We start from the raw sequence: 20,405 nt of genomic DNA, 5'->3' as shown, positions 1-20,405 counted from the left end.
GATGGTTATAGCGTAAAAATACGAAAAGATTTTTGCCACGAATTACTCAAATGGGCACAAATTTTTATCGGATGATCACGAGTGAGTGAAGCTAAGGCCTTAAACTTTGTGGCGTAAGCAAAATGAGAATTGAGGCGTTAAAAAGGATTTGCTGTCTGAGCGATAGCGAGTTCAAATACTTTAGCCGAAATTCTTATTTTGTAGCCTAAGAAGTTGCAGCCTTGAACTTTTGGTTCTTTTGTTTCAAGACAAAAGAACAGCATAAAAAAAGCCGGGCACAACCCCGGCTTCAACTAACCTAAAACTCTAAACAATTGTATTGAAATTTCTATTCAATTAAAGTAAATGTGTCCTTTAGCTTTTCTACCATAACTTCGAAGTCTCCTGCTTCCAGGATTGTTTTTCCATCACGGCCGGTATAGCTAAGGTCGGCGGGGTTAAGCTCAAACGAAACGGTTTTGCTTTCTCCCGGTGCAAGTTCGATTTTTTCAAAGCGGCGCAGGCGTTTTACATCGGGTGTAACGCTGCTGGCATAAAGATCTGATGTAAAAAGGTGCACTACCTCTTTACCTGTTCTTTTTCCTGTATTGGTTACAGTAACGCTTACATTAAGGTTCTCCCTTTTTTTAAGCTGTTTCTTATCGATAGTAAGATTGCTGTAAACAAATGTGGTGTAGCTTAGCCCCTCGCCAAAAAGGTATTGCGGATTATAATCGGCTTCATAATTATAGGCGCCCTCGGCTTTCTTTTGCTCTTCAGACGGTTTGTGTATATATGATATCGTAGCATTAGGAAAACGCGGATACGTGTACGGCAGCTTACCTGAAGGGTTTACATCGCCAAACAATACATCAGCCAGGGCATTTCCCCCAAAATTTCCCGGGAGGTATGCCTGAACGATGCCCTTCATGTCCTGTTCAAAACGACTTATCAGTCTAGGTCGGCCTTCATTAAGCACCAGCACAACCGGTTTTCCGGTACCAGCAAGTTTTTTGGCAAGCTCAGTCTGCAAATCAGACAGGTATAAATCGTTAAGGTCACCCGGTTTCTCCACATAACTGTTCTCTCCAAGGCAAAGTATAATAACATCGCTGTTCTTTGCAGCAGCAATGGCTTCATCCATTTTATCTGCCAGCTCTTCAAAATAGTGGCCGCCTGCTTTATAGCTTACGCCCGGTACATAAGTTACATTGGCTTTGCCAATCTCATTCTGAACCGCTTCAAGAATAGTATTATAATTGGCTGTATATTCATCTGCTGCATCACCCTGCCATGAGTAAGTCCATGCCCCGTTAAGGGTGCGCATACTGTTAGCATTAGGGCCGGTTACAAGCACCTTTATATTCTTTTTTAACGGAAGGATGTTACCCTCATTCTTTAGTAATGTAATGGCTTCGGCAGCCATGTCATACGACACTTTTTCAAACTCTTTACTGCCAAATTTAGGGTAGTCTTTAGGGTTTGTATTTGGTTTATCAAAAAGGTTCAGTGCATACTTTACTTTAAGTATCCTGCGAACAGCGTCGTCTATCCTTTCCTGTTTTACCTTACCTTCTTTTACAAGCTGAATTAAATTATCACAAAAAACTTCATACTTATACGGCACCATAGACATATCTATTCCTGCATTTATGGCAAGCATTACAGCCTCTTTATCATTAGCTGCAATCCTGTCGCGCCTGTACAGGTTTTCAATATCGGCCCAATCGGTAACCACAAGCCCCTTAAAGCCTAACTCTTCTTTAAGCAGTTTGGTAAGAATAGGATAGCTGGCATGCACCGGAACCCCGTTGATAATGCCCGAATTTACCATTATAGTGTGCGCTCCCGCATCTATCGCTGCCTTAAATGCAGGCAGGTGATATTCACGCAGCGCGTCTTCAGAAATATAAGACGGTGTACGGTCTTTACCCGATACCGTGGTATGATACGCCAAAAAGTGCTTAAGGCTCGTGGCTATCTTTTCGGGATTGCCCACATTAGCATCTTTACCTTCAAGGCCGTTAACCATTGCTACCCCAAGGGTAGATGTGATATAAGGGTCTTCGCCAAAGGTTTCCCACATGCGCGAAAAACGTGGATCCATACCCAAATCCAGCACCGGACCAAACGTCCACGGAATGTTGCCTGCACGCGTTTCATAGGCCGTTATAGCTGCCGCCTTTTCTACAAGAAGCGGATTGCGGGCCGCTGCCTGCGCTATCTGCTGCGGAAACATAGTTGCTCCCGCTGTATATGTCGCGCCATGCACTTCGTCTACGCCATAGATAACCGGGACTTTATGAACATTTTGCTTACTAGATGTTTTTTGGATTTCGCTAATAAGCTCATACCACTTTGCAGTGGTAAGTGCCCGGTTACCGGCTGTATTTAATACCGACCCAACGTGATAATCGCCAAAGGCTTTTTTCATTTCGGCAGCGTCTAGCGTAAGCGGTGTAAAGCTTGAATATCGGTCATTGCCTTTGCAGATCACATCTAGCGCAATCTGGGTCATCTGGCCCACTTTTTCCTCAAGTGTCATCTGGCGCAGCAGCGCCTCCACCTTTTTATCGATATCGGCTTGTTTCATCTGGGCATTCGCCGAAATAAATACAAATACCACAGAAACACTTAGAGCAATTCTTTTAAAATCAATCTTCATTATAGTACAAGAGTACCCACAGCACCCGCTTTTAATGTTATGGTTGCAGTTTTGCCTCCTGCATTTACATCTATCGTTTTATCTTCTTTTGAAGTATTCTGGATGATTGCCGCAATTTTACCATCGGGAGTTTTGTAGGCTACGTTTGGTAATCCGTTTATGATATTTGAATCTATTCTTACTGATCCCGGATGCACAAATTTTGAGGCATGGGCAATGATGTAATAAGCAGGTTCGCGTATTACCTTATCTCCCGTAATGGTTACCGCGCCCAGGCATCGGTCGCAGCCACCCCTGTCGGTATGCGGATCCTGGTTCTCATCGGCAGCAAGGTTCCACTCAAGAACGGTCTTACACCAGTTGCGCGGCGCGCCAATAATAAGGTTTTCTATATGCCAGTTCAGTTCGTTTGCAAAATCGCCGGGAGCCCCTACCCACTGCTCTGTAAAATACAGGTTCTTGTTTGGGTGTGCTTCATGGACAGATGAAACAGCCTCTATCTTACCTCCGTAAAGGTGAAATGCAGAACCGTCTATGTATTTTGCAGCTTCTTTATCGTTTAGTATCGTGATAGGATAATCTGGCCTGTCGGCGTTATGGTCATAAACAATGATTTTTGTTTTGATGCTGTTCTTTTCAAACTGAGGCCCTAAATGATCGCGAACAAATACCTTCTGGTCTTCGGCAAGCATCAAAAGGCTAGGGTTATTGCCCGGGTGAAGCGGCTCATTCTGTATTGTAAGCGCATCTATCTTTATGCCGTTCTTTTTCATTTCCTGGATGTATTTTACCAGGTATTTTGCATACGCTGTTTGATATTCTGGCTTAAGGCTTCCGCCACGTGTATCGCCATTCGTCTTCATCCAAACCGGAGGCGACCATGGTGATGCCAATATCTTTATCGTTGGGTTTATTTTAATTATATCCTGAAGCACAGGAATAAGGTATTGCCTGTCATAGCCAAGGTCAAACTTTTTAAGGTCTACATCAGTTTCTCCTGCCGGAAGGTCATTATACGAAAATACTTTTTCGTCAAGATCACTTGCCCCAACGCTTATCCTGATGTAGCTCGCGCCAAGATCATTCTTGCCGGTACCATAAATTTCCTGAAGGAATTTTGCCCTTGCAGCAGCGCTCATTTTAGAAATGTGCATTGCGCTTCCGCCGCTTAGGGTATAGCCAAAGCCATCCATTACCTGATATTTTTTATCGGCATTGATGGTAAGTTGTATATTGTTTTTTGATTGATTTGATGCTACCGGCTGTTCCTGAAGCAGGGCAGATTTATCCGGCATGGTAACCCATAATCCTGCTGTGCTTTTAGTTCCTTTTACAGATCCGCAGCCTGTAAGCATAACCGCTGCAGTTGCTGATAATACAATTCCCGATAGTAAGTTTTTCTTTTTATTAAGCATGGTAATCCTATGGTACAGTGATGAGCTGTGCCCAAATTTTATTTATAATTCAATTTATTAGTGTGGTTTATTGCCACACAAAGGTTGCTACAGCGGTAGGGTTAAGCGTATAAACAATTTTATTACCGCCCACTTTTACTGCAAACTTTCTTGATACCGAAGATGTGTTAAGCACCACAAGTACTTTAGAGCCATCTGTATTTACAAACGCTACATTTTTGAGGCTAAGTGAGTTGTCAAACTCTGTAGAGCTTACCCTTTTTGCGCCCGGGCGTACAAATTTTGAAAAATGTGCCAGTGTATAGTACTCCACGTTTTTTGTAATTGCCCCTGACGAATTTATGGTCACTACTCCCCTGCAATCTGCGCAGCCTCCATTAGTAGGGCCGTGGTTTGTGTTAAGGGCAAGGTTCCAAAGCAATACGTTTTTAGACCAGTTTTTTGTTGTACCTATAAAGATGTTCTCTGTATTCCACTTTAGGTTTTCTGCGAAATCAGGGCTCCATTGCCCGCCAGAAACCTCTGTGAAATAAAGGTTCTTATTTGGGTAAGAAGCATGTACCTGACCCATTGCACCTACATTGCCCGCATAGGCATGAAAAGCAGCACCATCTACATACTGCGATGCAGCAGCATCGGCATAAATATCTGTAGGGTAAGACGGCACATCAAAATTGTGGTCGTATGCTATAATTTTTGTGTTTAGCCCGGCTGCCTGAAATTTAGGCCCAAGGCTGCTTTTAATGAATTCTGCCTGCTCGCCCGATGTCATTTTCATGGTTGGGTAGCCGGTAGTTTCATGCAAAGGTTCGTTTTGCGGTGTTACCGCATCTATGCTGATGCCTTTTGCAGCATAAGCATTGATATATTTTACAAAATAATTGCCGTATGTATCATACCATTCCGGTTTAAGGCTCCCGCCGCCTAGTGTTCCGCTGGTTTTCATCCATGCCGGTGCACTCCAGGGGCTACCCATTATTTTGATATTTGGTGCATACGTAAGTATCGATTGCAGCACAGGAATCACATCAACTTCATCTGCAGCAATTGAGAAATTTTCAAGATTGGCATCGGTACTTCCTTCAGGAAGGTCGTTATATGTAAAATCATTAAGTGAAAAATCGGATGCGCCAATAGTAAGGCGAAGGTAGCTAAGGCCAATACCTTCAGCAGGGCTAAAAAGGTCTTTTAGCAATGCCTGTTTTTGGGCTGCCGGCAAAGCATTTATAACATTTGCCGAAGAACCGGTTAATGCGGCACCAAAGCCTTCAATTTCCTGATACTGCTGCGCAAAATCAACAGAAATTGAAGGGTCTGTGGTGGCATTATCATCATATATAGAAGCCCCCGAAGCATCTTTGCTCAAAAGTTTGCTGCTGTCTCCGGTTGTAACCCATACACCTGCATTACCTACCACATTGCCGGTTTCGGCTACTGGAGCGGGCGGTGCGGTATTGTTTCCGCCGTCTTCACTGCCTGAGCAGGAAAACATGAGAGCAGCTAAGCTTATACTAACAAATACTTTCTTCATGGTATTCTATATTTATGTTTTTTACTAGTTGTAACCCTGGTTCTGAACAAGGTTAGGGTTTCTGTTAAGTTCCCTTTGCGGTATAGGAAGGAAAACTTTAAACTCCTGCATATTGTAGTTAACCTGCGTATTTGTCCTTAGGTCAATTTCCTGAACAGAGTTCATTGTTTCCACAGCAACGTTATTTCTTACAAGGTCATCCCAACGGTGCGCCTCAAGAGCAAGCTCAAGTCTTCTTTCTTTAAGTATAGCTGCTTTCATAAGCTCCTGAGAACCTCTTACAGTTGCGTCAAGTACAGGAAGGTTAACCCTTAGCCTGATCTTATCTACTTCATCAGCTGCTGCTCCCGGCTGTCCGCCATTATTAAGTGCTTCAGCTTTAAGAAGTATAATATCAGCTAAACGCATAAGATAAACGTGATCTGAACTGTTCCATCCGCCTGCATTTTTCCATTTGTACGCGAAAGGAACTGAGCTTCCGTTTGCATTACCCCAAAACTCGTCAGACCATGGCGCATTTTCAAAAAGGATAGATGCATTTTTACGCACATTGTCTCCTTCAGCATCAAAAGCATTTACAAGATCGTGAGACGGTGTGTTGAATTTTCTCCATGTATCACCACTTGCAGATTGTGGAAGCTGCATTTGAGGGCCCCATGTACCTTCGTTACCTCCAAGGTATTGAACCTCAAGTATAGATTCATTATTATTATAGTGAGAACCATCAAAAAGCTCTGCAAAACTTCCCTGAAGTGTGTATCCCGCAGGGCTGTTTATTACCAGGTTTGCATAATTAGCAACTTCACCCCAGTTTGGAATTGGCTGCTGTGCATAGGCTTTTGCAAGCAGTGCATAAGCAGCACCTTTTGTAGCACGCGCTTTATTTACAGAGGAATCATTACCATAAGTATCAGGCAATTTTTGAACAGCTATCTGTAAATCAGCTATGATCTGCGCATATGTTTCTTCTTCTGTACTTCTTGACACACGTACAGCACCGGGATCTGCCGATTTAACGCTTTCAAGAACTAATGGCACTCCGCCAAAAAGCCTTGCCAGCGTAAAGAAATGGTAAGCCCTTAAAAAGTGCGCTTCGCCTAAGATCTGCTCTCTTCTTTCTTCAGTAAGAAGCCTTTGTACATTTGGGGTTTGCTCTAATACTACGTTTGCTTTAGCAATAGCATTATAAATAGCAGACCACGCATTGTATACCCTGTCGTTATTAACATCTACTGCCAGGTTTTCTATCTGGAATATTTGCGGATTATCGCCACCCGCATAGCTGTTATCTGATCTTACATCAGAGAAAAGTACGTGATCCCACACGTAATAATCATTACCCTGAAATGATTCATACACTCCTGTAAGAGCCGCCTCAAGCTGGTCCCCCGTCTGGTAAGAGTTTTGTGCAATACCGTCAGAGATAGGAGGTGTATCTAGGTTTTCGTCGCAAGATACAAGCATAAATGCTGCAAGTATCATAGCCGAAATTGCTGTTTTATTATTTAGAATTTTCATAGTCATTTTTTTATAGTGAAGCCCTAATACCAAATATAATATTCCTTGTTTGCGGATATGTACCGTAGTCTATTCCAAGAACTGTGGTGCTTGTTCCTCCAAAATTAACCTCAGGATCAAAACCTGAATAGTTAGTAATTGTAAACAGGTTTTCTCCTGTTGCATACAATCTAAGTGCACTTAAACCAATTTTGTCAAGAACAGTTTTGGAAAGATCATAGCCTATGGTTAACGCTTTAAGCCTTAAGTACGATCCGTCTTCAACATAATGAGAAGATATTCTTGAGTTGTTTGTGCTTCCGTCTGTAGACACCCTTGGTACGTTTGTAATATCTCCAGCCTGCTGCCATCTGTTAAGCACAGCGGTAGTCTGGTTTTTAGCATCAATCATACTTTCTGTATCAAAACGTGTAGCGTTTAAGATGTCGTTACCCTGAGATCCCTGGAAGAAAACATTTAGGCTAAAGTTTTTGTAGCTAAATGTATTTGTTATACCATAAGTAAAATCAGGATTTGCATTACCTATGTTTCTCTTATCATCGTCTGTAGGGTTAAAAGTAGAAGAGCCGTCTTTAGCAATGTAGAATACATTACCGGTAGCAGGATCAACACCACCCCATTGGTAACCATAGAACTGCCCTACCGGCTGGCCTTCCTGAATAAGGATTGCATCACCACGCCCTGCAATACCTCCCTGGTTAAGTTTTTGGCCTACAAGGTTAGTTACCTTATTCCTGTTGAATGAGATGTTAAGATCTGTACTCCATTTAAAGTCCTCCCCATCAAAGTTTACAGTTGTTAACTGGAACTCTAAACCTTTGTTTTCGATAGCACCGGCATTCATCAACGCAGAATCAAATCCTGAAGTTCTTGGTAGCGGTACATTCAACAAAAGATCTTTACTTGTTTTCTTATAAGCATCTGCGCTAAAACGTACCCTGTTGTTAAAAAGAGCAACATCTATACCCACGTTGATCTGCTCAGAAGCTTCCCACTTAAGGTTTTGGTTCTCAATATTTGCAGGATAGTTACCCGGTTGTATAACTCCGCCAATTGGGTAATTAGAACCGGCAGAAACTCTTTGATACCATGCATAGTTTGTAATATTATCATTACCTACAAGACCCCAGCCTGCTCTTAATTTAAGATCAGTAACAGCGGTAGCGCTTTTAAGAAATTCTTCGTTAGATATTCTCCATCCTGCAGAAACTGATGGGAAATAACCCCATTTCTCCTGTGGTCCGAAAACACTAGATCCGTCTGCCCTGAAGTTAGCTGTTAAAAGATATTTGTCATCGTAAGAATAGTTAATCCTTGAAATGAATGATGAGTTATATTTCTCATCTTTTCGTGCTGTAGCATTAACTATCGTTGCTCCTGCATTTGGAGTAGGGATACCATCTCCTGCAAAACCTCTTTTTTCAAGTTCGCTGCTTTCCCAAGCCGATTTTTGATAAACTGTACCTGCAACCGCTTCAAACGAATGTTTAGCAACATCAAGCTTATAAGTAAGCGTGTTTTCAAACATATAGTAGTTGAAAAGGTTTGTATTGTAACGGCTGATACCTTTCATAGCGATTCCATAACTTGTAGTATACGGGTTAAGGAAATAGCTGTAAGAACTATTACTGTGGTCTATGCCAAGTCCTGTTCTGAATTTAAGACCTTTAAGAATATTGATTTCACCAAAAACATTACCAAACACACGCTGGCTTCTGTATCCGCGTTGTGCAGCATCTGTACTTGATACCGGGTTTTCCCAGTTTTGGAATGGATTGCTTGTATATGTTCCATTAGGATTAAATATGCCAATGTTTTGTGGTGTATTTAATACTCCCAGGATAACACCCCCGCTTCCGGCTGCCGTATTATCGCTAACATCTACATCCTTATAATCTACGTAGTTAAAGTTTGTACCAACTTTAAGCCAGTCTGTAACTTCCTGGGTAAGGTTAACCTTAAATGTTTTTCTGTGCATTTCAGAAGTTCTTACCGCACCATCCTGGTTTAACGTGCTTCCTGATAGGTAATATGCCGTTTTGTTACTTTTCCCGGATAAGGAAACCTGGTGGCTGTTTGATGTTCCCGTTCTAAAAACTTCATCCTGCCAGTTAGTATTTTGATTATACTGATCCCAGAATCCAGGTTGTGTACCAAGACCTCTTTCCATTTGAAGATCTTTGTACTGGTCAGCATTTAGCACGTCTATTTTTTTCCAAATAGTCTGGAAACCTGTGTACGTTTCGTACGTAAGTACCGGTTTCTCAGATTTACCTTGTTTAGTTGTAATGATAACCACACCGTTACCACCCTGAGAACCATAGATTGCAGCAGATGAAGCATCTTTAAGTACCGACATTGTCTCTATATCGGCCGGGTTAAGAGCACGCGTGTCTGAAGTGATTACACCATCAATAACGTAAATAGGGTCACTGCCCGCAGTAATAGAACTTGTACCACGCACACGTACATTAAATGATCCGCCCGGTTTACCCCCGTTTGACGTTACCTGTACACCGGCAGTTTGTCCCTGTAAAAGACTTGACAGCTGATTTGTAACACGGTTTTCAAATTTCTTACCGTCTACAACAGCAACTGCGCCAGTAATATCTTTTTTCCTCTGGGCGCCATAACCTACTACTACAACTTCTTGCAGCAGCTGGGCATCTTCTTTCATTTTTACATTCAAAGTACTGCCTGTAGCAGCTACTTCTATAGAAGCATATCCTATATAGGAAAACACTAATACATCTCCCTGTTTAGCATTAATGGTAAAGTTACCATCCATGTCGGTAGCTGCATTTGCGGTAGATCCTTTAACCAGTATATTTACTCCCGGTATGGTCATACCTGTTGCAGTATCAGTAACAGTACCTTTTACCTGTTGGGCAAAAGATGCTGCCGAAAAACATAGCAACATTAAAATTAAGTAGTTCTTAAATCGCATAAGATTTGTTGGGTTAGGGTTAATTTTAAACTTGTAAAAACTATGCATTTATGCAGTATTGCTATTTCTAATTAGCCATAATAAGAATTAGTCAATTTGCGCATCACCTACATCGTTTTCGATTTAAATTTTAGAATAGCCAAATTATAATTATGAGCTTTAACAAAAGAGGAACATTATACACTTTGCCTACACCACAGATAAAAAACGTACTCTTAAATAGTTACTTTTTTTTCATAATATATTGTTTAACAAAATTTTACATATAGTTTTTTTTGAGTAGCTTTGTACCCTTCCGGAAGATAGATTTGCATATTTCGCAAAAAATTTACAACGTTTGCGCTTATTTTGCGCTTAACACACAGTTAATAAACATTTAACTAATCAATGAAAAAAAAGTTTATCCATATTTTCTCACTCCTTTTATTGCAGTTTTACTTATTTGCGCAAAATCCAGTTATAGATAATTCTAAGCTGTCAGGTAAAATATCCCAGTATTCAAGAGATGATTTTAATGCCGATCCACAGTTTTGGTCAATGACCAGAAGCAATGACGGCAAACTCTTTTTTGGCAATAACGACGGCGTCCTGATTTTTGATGGTGAACACTGGCAAAAGCTTAACCTGCCGAATAATTCTTCTGTACGGAGTCTTGCCATAAGCAAAGATGGCGATATATATGCAGGAGGCTATAATGAGATTGGGAAACTGCAAAAAAATAAGGAAGGCCGATACTTTTATAAATCGCTAATGGAAGAACTACAGCTTGAGGGAAAAAATGTCGAAAACATTTGGGCTATCCATACGTTAGGAAACCGTGTGCTCTGCCGCTCCTTTAATGAACTGCTTATTATTTCAAACAATATCGCTACCCACATACCTGCAAACAACACGTTTATTTATTCTAATCTTGTAGGCGAAGATTACTATATTCAGGATTCAAATTATGGAATCCTGAAGCTTAGTAAATCAAGCAACGCTCCTGTTATGGTTTTTACGAGAGAGCAATACAACAACGAAGAAATTGCTGCCATACTCCCGGGCAACAGCAGTTCAGAAATCATTGTGATTTCTAAACAGGGCAATATATATAAAGGCAGCGCCACTAACAGCATTCTTAAGTTGACGAGCAATATTTTCGGTAAAAGCCAGCGTGATTATGTATCGTCAGCGATAAAATACCCCAACGGTGATATATTTATAGGCACATTAAGCTCTAAGATTATCATAGTAAACAATAACGGTGAAGTTAAGCCAAGTCCTGCCCTTTTCCAGACATTGCAGGAAGCGGTTATCCACAGGCTATACATGATGCCGGACGGTAATTTATGGGTACTTGAAAATAACGGCCTTGCCTATATTGACTTTAAGTCGCCTTACAGCTATCTATTCAATAAGGCTTCCGTTTATGATGCACTTGTTTTTAAAAACAACATTTATCTGGCTACCAACCAGGGGATTTACTTTTCATATTTCAATTCTTTCAATCCTTCTGCCACCCATGATTTTAAGAAGATTGAAAACCTGCACGGCCAGGCATGGAGTATAAGGCAGGAAGAAGGCGATATTATTGTAGGCCACGATAATGGACTGTTCAGAATAAATAATGAAATAGCCGAAAAAATAGGCCCCGTAAGCGGATTCTGGAAAATAATTCCCATTAAGAGCAAGCCGCATCATTACCTCGCAGCTCACTATAACGGTCTTTACCTTCTTGAGAAAAAAGACGGACAGTGGCTACTCCACGAAAAACTTGGCGGTTTCGATGAGTCGGCGAGGGATATACTGCCTTCAGACGAACCTTATACCTATTGGGTATGCCATGGCTATAAAGGGGTTTTCAGAATACGCATCAATCCATCCTACACCCGCGTAAGTTCGGTAGACCATTATACAAATAAAAACGGACTGGAATCGGCGTTTAATGTCAATGTTACCCGATGGAATAATGATATTGTTTTTACCACCAACACCGGTATTTACAGGTTTGACATTAAAAAAAACAGGTTTGTTACGCACAGCAAACTGAACAGTATACTTGACCCATCAAAAAACACGCGTAAGCTAATGCAGGCAGGCAACAAAACCTGGTTTGTACAGGATGATGAGGCAGGCTACTTTTTTACGGCCGAAAAAAAGCCTGAACTTCACAAAGATCTCTTTTTAAACCTTAAAGGAAGCTTTAACCGCGGTATGGAAAGCATAGTAACAATAAGTGGAAGCAATGTACTTTTTGGCACCACAAATGGTTTGTTTTTATACACCATCGCAAAGCCCGGAACGAGCGCAGGCGTAAATACAGTAATTACGCAGGTATCCTATTCCCAAAACCAGCAGTTAAACCTGCTTTCGCTCAGCAACAAAAAAGAAGAGCCACAGGTACTGCCTAACCAGACAGATATCCTTCGGTTTGAATTTGCATCGCCAAAAATGACGCATGGCACACAGGTGCAGTACAGCTATATGCTGGAAAATGTAGACAACAGCTGGTCGGCATGGCAAAACATCTCATTTAAAGAATACACTCACCTCAGACCGGGGACTTATATATTTAAAGTGTGCAGCCGAAACACAGCGGGATTACTGGGCGCAGAGTCTAAGTACTATTTTACGATCCTGCCCAAGTGGTATGAAACACATCTTGCCATTGCATTATACATAATAATAGCTGCATTGCTTATTATATTGATTGTACGCTACGTTAAGCGAAGAATTGAACGTGACCATGAAAAAACAAGAAACGAAGCACTAAAGGCTAAAAAAATGCTTGAACTGGAGCTTGAACAGCTAAAGCTGCAACGGGATAAGGAACAGATCAATAAAGACCGTATCATACTGCAGGAAGAAGTGCTTAACAACAGTAAGGAGCTGGCGAACTATACCATGCTTCTCATTAAGAAAAAAGACATTTTCAACGAGCTTACCACCGACCTTAAAGAGCTTAAGGATTATGTAAAAAATGACGATTCGCGCAAGAAGCTGTTACAGATATTCCAGAAACTGAATACCCACAAAATAGGAGAAGAGTATCTTGAAGTATTTGACGTGAACTTTGAAAAGGTGCACCATAATTTCTTCGAAGAACTGAAGAAACTAAACCCTACGCTTACCAAAAGGGAACTGAGGCTATGTGCTTTCGTAAAAATGAACCTAACCAACAAAGAGATATCACCACTGCTCAACATCTCGCTAAGAGGCGTAGAAAATGCCCGCTACCGCATCCGCAAAAAGCTTGAGGTGGCCCACGAAGATAACTTTGTTGCCTTTCTGGAAAACATTGCTAAAGAAGCAGAGGCATCAGCATAGTTTTAGCGATCCCATTCATCTTTCCATTAGATGAATTCAAATATATTCCACAAAAAACGTCCCGCTATCGCGGGACGTTTTCATATATAACTAATCGTTCAGATTATTTTACACTTGCAAAAAGGTATTCCCTGTTCATGCGTGCGATGTTTTCAAGCGAAATACCTTTAGGGCATTCTACTTCACAAGCACCAGTGTTAGTACAGTTACCAAATCCTTCTTCGTCCATCTGCCTTACCATGTTAAGTACCCTTTGTGTAGCCTCAACTTTACCTTGCGGAAGCAATGCATACTGAGATACTTTTGCACCTACGAAAAGCATAGCAGATCCGTTTTTACAGCTCGCCACACAAGCACCACAACCAATACAAGCAGCAGCTTCAAAAGCCCTGTCAGCATCGTGCTTAGGTACCGGAGTAGAATTAGCATCAATAGTACGTCCTGAAGTATTCACAGAAACGAAACCACCAGCCTGCTGTATCCTGTCAAAAGAACTCCTGTCTACGATAAGGTCTTTTATTACCGGGAATGCTTTACTTCTCCATGGCTCGATATAGATAGTGTCACCATCTTTAAACGACCTCATGTGCAGCTGGCACGTTGTTACTTTACTAGCCGGGCCGTGAGCCTGACCGTTGATGTAAAGCGAACACATACCACAGATACCTTCACGGCAGTCATGGTCAAATGCTACAGGTTCCTGCCTGTTGTTGATAAGCTGCTCGTTTAACTGGTCAAGCATCTCAAGGAAAGAACTGTCGGTAGAAACATTATCCAGTTTGTATGTTTCTATTTTACCTTTAGATTTAGCATCTTTCTGACGCCATATCTTAAGACTTATATTTATATTTTTATTAGAAGCCATCTCTGTTGTATTTTATTTGTAGTTCCTTGCGGCAATTTTAATATACTCGTAATCAAGAACTTCTTTATGAAGCTTTTCGTTATTAATATCGCTTCCGCCATATTCCCAGGCACCTACGAAATTAAAGTTCACGTCGTCACGAAGTGTTTCACCTTCAGCATCCTGATACTCTTCCCTGAAGTGGCCTCCAGCAGATTCTTTACGCTGTAAAGCGTCCATTGCCATAAGCTGCCCAAGCTCCATAAAGTCGGCAACACGAATTGCTTTTTCTAATTCAGTATTAAGCTCGTTTGCAGCACCAGGTACATAAACCTCTTTGTAGAATTCGGCTCTTAAAGCATCGATCTCAGCAATCGCTTCTTTAAGTCCCTGCTCATTACGGCCCATACCCACTTTGTTCCACATAATATGGCCCAGTTTTTTATGGAAGAAGTCCACCGATTTTGTTCCGTTGTTATTAAGGAAACCATCAATCTGTGCTTTCACAGCATTCTCAGCTTCAACAAACTCAGGAAGGTCTGTAGAGATCTTACCTGTACGGATATCATTAGCAAGATAATCAGACACTGTATAAGGAAGTACAAAGTAACCATCTGCAAGACCCTGCATCAGTGCAGAAGCACCAAGACGGTTAGCACCATGGTCTGAGAAGTTTGCCTCACCGGCTACGAAGCAGCCCGGAATAGAACTCTGTAAGTTATAGTCAACCCATACACCACCCATTGTGTAGTGTACCGCAGGATAAATTTTCATTGGCGTTTCATACGGGTTCTCGTCAGTGATCTGCTGATACATCTGGAAAAGGTTACCGTATTTTTCTTCCAGCCATGCTTTACCAAGTTTTATCACTTCTTCGTCTGAAGGGTGGTGATTACCTGCTGCATAAGCCGTTTGTTTACCTTTACTGATGATCTCTGAAGAGAAGTCAAGGTAAACACCTTCGTTTGTAGCATTTGCCTCGATACCAAAACCGGCATCGCAACGCTCTTTTGCAGCCCTTGACGCAACGTCACGAGGAACAAGGTTACCAAACGCAGGATATCTTCTTTCAAGGAAATAATCCCTGTCATCTTCAGCTATTTGTGTTGGCTTTAATTTACCTGCACGAATCGCTTCAGCATCTTCTTTCTTTTTAGGAACCCAGATACGTCCTGAGTTACGAAGTGACTCAGACATAAGCGTAAGCTTAGACTGATTTTCTCCATGAACCGGGATACATGTAGGGTGGATCTGTACAAAGCAAGGATTTGCAAAGTACGCTCCTTTTTTATGTATTTTCCATGCAGCTGTTACGTTACTTCCCATTGCATTTGTAGAAAGGAAGTATACGTTACCATAACCACCTGAAGCGATGATCACAGCGTGCGCTGAATGTCTTTCAATTTCGCCTGTAATAAGGTTACGTGCTATGATTCCGCGCGCTTTGCCGTCAACCTTAACGATATCAAGCATCTCGTGGCGGTTAAACATCTGAACGTTTCCAACACCTATTTGTCTTGAAAGCGAAGAATACGCGCCTAATAAAAGCTGCTGGCCTGTTTGCCCTGCAGCATAAAAAGTACGCTGAACCTGTGTACCACCAAACGAACGGTTGTCAAGCATCCCTCCGTAATCGCGGGCGAAAGGAACACCCTGAGCCACACACTGGTCAATAATATTTCCTGAAACCTCAGCAAGACGGTGCACGTTAGCTTCACGAGCCCTGTAGTCACCACCTTTTATAGTATCATAGAACAGCCTGTAAACACTGTCACCATCATTTTGGTAATTTTTCGCAGCATTGATACCACCCTGTGCAGCAATAGAGTGCGCACGGCGTGGAGAATCCTGGAAAGCGAATGCCTTAACGTTGTAACCCATCTCACCAAGAGATGCAGCAGCAGATGCACCTGCAAGTCCTGTTCCTACAACAATTACATCAATCTTAGGTCTGTTGTTTGGGGCAACCAGTTTTAAATGGTCTTTATAATCTGTCCATTTTTTGGAGATATGCCCTTCTGGTATCTTAGAATCTAACATAGTTACTGATGTTGATTATTTTAAAATAAAGTGAATAAATACAGGAATAACAGCGAATAATAGTGGAACTACGATTGCAAAAGCCTTCCCGAAATTTTTGATTAGTCCGTTATATTTAGGATTGTTTGCACCTAACGACTGGAATGCGCTTCCAAAACCATGGAAAAGGTGAAAACCAAGAACTACCATAGAGATAACATATAGTATAGTATATACAAGACCTAATTTAGCATCTTTAAAGAATGCCACAGTGATCTTGTAAAGGTCTTTATACCCTTCTTTGATCTTAACATTAGCAGCAGCGTCATAAAACTCAGTCCTGTTTTTGATTACAACAGCACCCTGAAGCACCTGCCCTTTAGGGACATATCCACCATCTGTAGTAAGATAGAATTCCTGAGGCATTCCACCCGCAGTAATAGTTACCGTTTGTAGCGGCATATCTTTATCAAAGTGCATTCTTGCCCAAAAGCTCACCATGTGCGTTACAATGAAAACAAGGATAACTGTACCTAAAACAGCCATGTTTCTTGAAGCCCAGATCGTGTTTTTACCCGGCCTGTTCATTACATAGTTAATAGGCCTCGCTTTTTTGTTTTGTACTGTCAGGATGATACCGTCTATCGCGTGGAAAATGATAGAGATATAGGTTAAGTAAGACAACACCTTTACAGCAGGATTAGTTGTCATGAATAATGCGTACTGGTTAAAGTGAAGTGCCGCATTTTCGCCTGTAGAAAGCAATTGAAGGTTACCCAGTAAATGCCCTGTTAAAAACAGGCAGAGAAATAAACCTGTCAGAGCCATCCAGTATTTCTTAGCAAGGGACGACTTTAATAGTGCAGATTTTGCCATAGTATTTGTTTAAAAGATAAGGTTTTTAAAAAATCAAACAAATTTAAGGCTAAAAAGCTATTCACTACAACCTTTGAGAGTAATTTATAATGAGTATAAAGTGTGATTTTATTGAAGTATTTTTAATTTAAAAATGCATTTAAGAATTTTTTACACCTAAAAAGCCTAAAAATGTGCAATATAAACGAAATTAAACCTCATTATCAGCAGGTAAAGCTTAATATGTCCTGGTCACATCTTCGTCTACAACAAGTATAAAATCGGCAAGGTTAAGGTACTCTTTTTCCAGTTTGTCGATATCTTTTTGAGAAACCGCCGCAATGGTAATGATCTTAACGCCAGGTTTTGCCCTTTTCAGGTACCAGTTGATTCCTTCAAAATTATCACTATGATACGATCCGTTGTAATGAACAAAAACCGTATTTGGTTTTAAATTCTTCGCAATAAAATAACCCATTGTAGCATCTTTTACCGCCTGTGCCTTAGGCAGGTTATCGCCTCCGTGGCCTCCACTCATTTCCAACATCTTTACATAGCCAGGCAATGTGGCATCATAAGCTATAGGCAGTGGTGCTATCCATGTTTTTTCTTCTGCCGAAAGGCCTTCCAGCGCTTCAAAACCGCCTTTGTACACCTTGCTCGCATAACGCCTTGGCACATTTGTAGCAATAAATTCAAAGTGCTTTTCTTTGGCAAAATCTACTAATGGTTTATAGTCGGTCGGGTGGTTTTTCCAAAGGCGCGCAGTTGAATCAAATACTTTTTGGCTGATCTCCCCTTTCAGGTATTGATCGAGCTGCTTTTGGTTATCTGCTTCAATCATTTCGGCACCTAATATCAAGGTTTTCTTCTCGGCAAGATCTTTAGTAAGCTCCAGTTCCAGCCAGTGGATAACTGAATTATCATGATGCTCGCCAAAAAACACCACCTCTGCCTCTGCCCCGGTATTTACCAGTTTTTTATACGATGTTGCCTTCCCTTTTTTGTCAAAAAGTTTATACGGCATCTTATCCTGCGCATTAGCAAAAGATCCTATCAGTAAAAAAGCGGCTATGGCATATAATTTCATAACGAATGTGATTGTAATAATTGCAACGCAAAAATAGGCATTATTGGCGGTTGATAATTTGCATAATTGCGAAAAATAAAGTTTAAAATTTCAATAATTACCAAAAATGAGGCATTAACCTTTTTTAACACCCGCAGTATCGTTCATACTATTTAATTTTACGCTTTAAACACTCACAAATGACTACCGGAATAGACGCTGTTGCCTTTGATATCGCAAAACTTCACTTACCTATAAGAACATTGGCACAAGCCAGGAACATTGACCCTGACAAACTGGAAAAAGGCCTTGGATTATTAAAAATGACCCTGCCTGACGTCCATCAGGATGCAGTTGTTTTTGCAGCCAATGCCCTTACCAAGCTTATCAGGGAAAACAACATCGATCCCGAAGATATTGCCCGAATTTATGTAGGCACAGAGAGCGGAATCGACAGCAGCAAACCTATTGGGTCGTTTTTAAACACCCTGATGGAACAGCAGTTTGGTAATGGAACATTTTCCAATTGCGACACAGTAGACTTTACCTTTGCCTGCATAGGCGGCGTAGATGCGCTGCACAATTGTCTTGATTACATTCGGCTGAACCCAACAAAAAAAGCAATTGTCGTTACCACCGATATTGCCAAATATGACCTGGAATCTACCGGAGAATATACACAGGGAGCAGGCGCACTGGCTATGCTGGTTACGGCTGACCCTCGAATTATAGCTATTGGCAGTGAATGGGCTGTAAGCACTAAAGGGGTTTTCGACTTCTTTAAACCGTACCGCACCCTTGAAAAAAGTGTTATAACAGAAAACGGAGACAATAGCGAATGGTTTGGCAACCTTGAAGCCGAAATAGAAATCCATAAAGACCAGCCGGTGTTTGACGGACAATACTCTAATCAGTGTTATACCGACCGTACCCGTGAGGCCTATTACCGATTTAAAGATGCGACTAACACCACAGGCTCACTATATAATACATGGGAAAGCATCATCATGCACCTGCCTTACGCCTATCAGGGACGCCGTATGTTTGCTGAAATCTTTGCGCTGGATGCAGATACTCCCCTGCTTACAGGTAATGAAGAACTCGCCGACTACCAAAACCGACTGAAAGAAATTTCAAAGTCAGATGATTACAAGGCTTTTGTGAACCAAAAGTTACAACCCGCCGAACCTGCTTCATCGCTAATCGGTAACCTCTATACAGGCTCTGTTTTTATGGGGTTACTATCGGCGCTAAGCCATTTTGCAAAAGCAGATAAAGATTTGACCGGAAAAAAATTCGGTTTCCTTGCTTACGGCAGCGGATCAAAATCAAAAGTATTTGAAGGCACGCTTCAGGATGGCTGGAAAACAGCTGCCAAAAACGCACAACTTTTTGAAAGCTTAGCCGAAAGCAATGAAATTGACTTTGACACCTACCTGAAACTGCATAAAAAAGAACAAAAGGAAAGCCTGCTTGCGCCATCGGGCGAATGGGCACTGGACAGGATAGAAAAAGAAATCCCTAATTTAATGGGCGCGAGGTATTATAAGTGGGTGGAGTAGTTAGTTGTTGATGTTTGTTTTTCCAATATCAACTTTCAAACTGTCAGAAGCTTCAAGCGCACCATCCTCGCCAAGACCGTAAAAATAGATACTCGCTTCGTTTTGATCGTAGCGCACGTTTATTGAATCGTTATAACTTGAACGGCCTGAAGAAATAACCTCATCAAAAATGTATCGTCTTTTTAAAACCTCAAATTGTTTTGCTGACAATACCCCTTTACTATTTACCTGTACAATAATATTATTATCCTGGTACACTTTCTCTCCCGGAACAAATAACATTAACCACAAAGAAGCAACGATTACAAAACCTAAAAATGGTATCAAAAGCAAAAGAAGAATGGCTGTAGGAATAAATGAAAGTACCATAAAATAAATCTTCTCAATTTTGTTCGCATATACTTTTGCTGAAACAAAGTGGTAGAGCACTCCCGGGAAAAAGGCGGCAATAATAAAAACACGGGTTGTCCACGAGCCGTAAAACATCAACCCAAAGGCATTATAAAGCACTATTGCAGTCAAACAAAAAAATAGCGATACATAATGTACTTTCTTTAGCACCAAAGATGATTTAATACCGAGATTATAATCTTTGTTTTTATGCACAAAAAAGGCAAATACATAAAACACAATAAAAACAACACCAAGAAATAAGATCATCTGTTTCTTGTATTAAGTATGTAAATATATTAATC

At 41.1% G+C, this 20,405-nt stretch carries 12 protein-coding genes; 2 read left to right on the top strand and 10 right to left on the bottom strand.

Features of this window, described 5'->3' with window-relative positions:
• Window positions 1–328 precede the first annotated feature (328 nt).
• The 5 genes from R1T16_RS14580 to R1T16_RS14560 form a co-directional block, all read right to left on the bottom strand.
• Window positions 329–2,644: a glycoside hydrolase family 3 N-terminal domain-containing protein gene (locus tag R1T16_RS14580; protein ID WP_317501856.1), complete on the bottom strand. Its 2,316-nt coding sequence runs from the start codon at window positions 2,642–2,644 to the stop codon at window positions 329–331.
• Window positions 2,644–4,059 (bottom strand): glycoside hydrolase family 30 protein, encoded by a 1,416-nt coding sequence (locus R1T16_RS14575; protein WP_317501855.1) that lies wholly within the window; start codon window positions 4,057–4,059, stop codon window positions 2,644–2,646. Before R1T16_RS14575 ends, R1T16_RS14580 begins: the two co-directional genes overlap by 1 nt.
• 67 nt (window positions 4,060–4,126) lie before the next feature.
• Window positions 4,127–5,590 (bottom strand): glycoside hydrolase family 30 protein, encoded by a 1,464-nt coding sequence (locus R1T16_RS14570; RefSeq protein WP_317501854.1) that lies wholly within the window; start codon window positions 5,588–5,590, stop codon window positions 4,127–4,129.
• Between the two features lie 24 nt (window positions 5,591–5,614).
• Complete coding sequence (locus R1T16_RS14565) at window positions 5,615–7,108, bottom strand: RagB/SusD family nutrient uptake outer membrane protein (protein WP_317501853.1); 1,494 nt, start codon at window positions 7,106–7,108, stop codon at window positions 5,615–5,617.
• A gap of 10 nt (window positions 7,109–7,118) precedes the next feature.
• On the bottom strand, window positions 7,119–10,028 hold the full coding sequence (locus R1T16_RS14560) for a TonB-dependent receptor (RefSeq protein WP_317501852.1): 2,910 nt from the start codon (window positions 10,026–10,028) through the stop codon (window positions 7,119–7,121).
• A gap of 414 nt (window positions 10,029–10,442) precedes the next feature.
• Between R1T16_RS14560 and R1T16_RS14555 the strand changes: the two genes are divergently transcribed.
• Window positions 10,443–13,361, top strand: a complete 2,919-nt coding sequence (locus R1T16_RS14555) for a triple tyrosine motif-containing protein (RefSeq protein ID WP_317501851.1) — start codon at window positions 10,443–10,445, stop codon at window positions 13,359–13,361.
• Between the two features lie 103 nt (window positions 13,362–13,464).
• Here R1T16_RS14555 and R1T16_RS14550 read toward each other — a convergent pair whose 3' ends face one another.
• The 4 genes from R1T16_RS14550 to R1T16_RS14535 form a co-directional block, all read right to left on the bottom strand.
• On the bottom strand, window positions 13,465–14,226 hold the full coding sequence (locus R1T16_RS14550; protein WP_317501850.1) for a succinate dehydrogenase/fumarate reductase iron-sulfur subunit: 762 nt from the start codon (window positions 14,224–14,226) through the stop codon (window positions 13,465–13,467).
• 12 nt (window positions 14,227–14,238) lie between these two features.
• Window positions 14,239–16,245: a fumarate reductase/succinate dehydrogenase flavoprotein subunit gene (locus R1T16_RS14545; RefSeq protein ID WP_317501849.1), complete on the bottom strand. Its 2,007-nt coding sequence runs from the start codon at window positions 16,243–16,245 to the stop codon at window positions 14,239–14,241.
• A gap of 15 nt (window positions 16,246–16,260) precedes the next feature.
• The gene (locus tag R1T16_RS14540) at window positions 16,261–17,100 is read right to left on the bottom strand and encodes a succinate dehydrogenase cytochrome b subunit (RefSeq protein ID WP_317501848.1); all 840 of its coding nucleotides are present in this window, start codon (window positions 17,098–17,100) and stop codon (window positions 16,261–16,263) included.
• Between the two features lie 217 nt (window positions 17,101–17,317).
• Window positions 17,318–18,169 (bottom strand): ChaN family lipoprotein, encoded by an 852-nt coding sequence (locus tag R1T16_RS14535; RefSeq protein WP_317501847.1) that lies wholly within the window; start codon window positions 18,167–18,169, stop codon window positions 17,318–17,320.
• Between the two features lie 179 nt (window positions 18,170–18,348).
• Between R1T16_RS14535 and R1T16_RS14530 the strand changes: the two genes are divergently transcribed.
• Entirely contained in the window at window positions 18,349–19,710 is a 1,362-nt protein-coding gene (locus R1T16_RS14530) for a hydroxymethylglutaryl-CoA synthase family protein (protein WP_317501846.1), read from the top strand.
• Here the strand turns inward: R1T16_RS14530 and R1T16_RS14525 are convergent, their stop codons facing one another.
• Entirely contained in the window at window positions 19,711–20,370 is a 660-nt protein-coding gene (locus R1T16_RS14525) for a hypothetical protein (RefSeq protein ID WP_317501845.1), read from the bottom strand.
• Window positions 20,371–20,405: the final 35 nt, after the last annotated feature.

Origin of the sequence: Flavobacterium sp. DG1-102-2 (genome assembly GCF_033042555.1) — a bacterium.
Classification (GTDB): Bacteria; Bacteroidota; Bacteroidia; order Flavobacteriales; family Flavobacteriaceae; genus Flavobacterium.
This window is presented reverse-complemented; position numbering and strand designations above follow the sequence as displayed.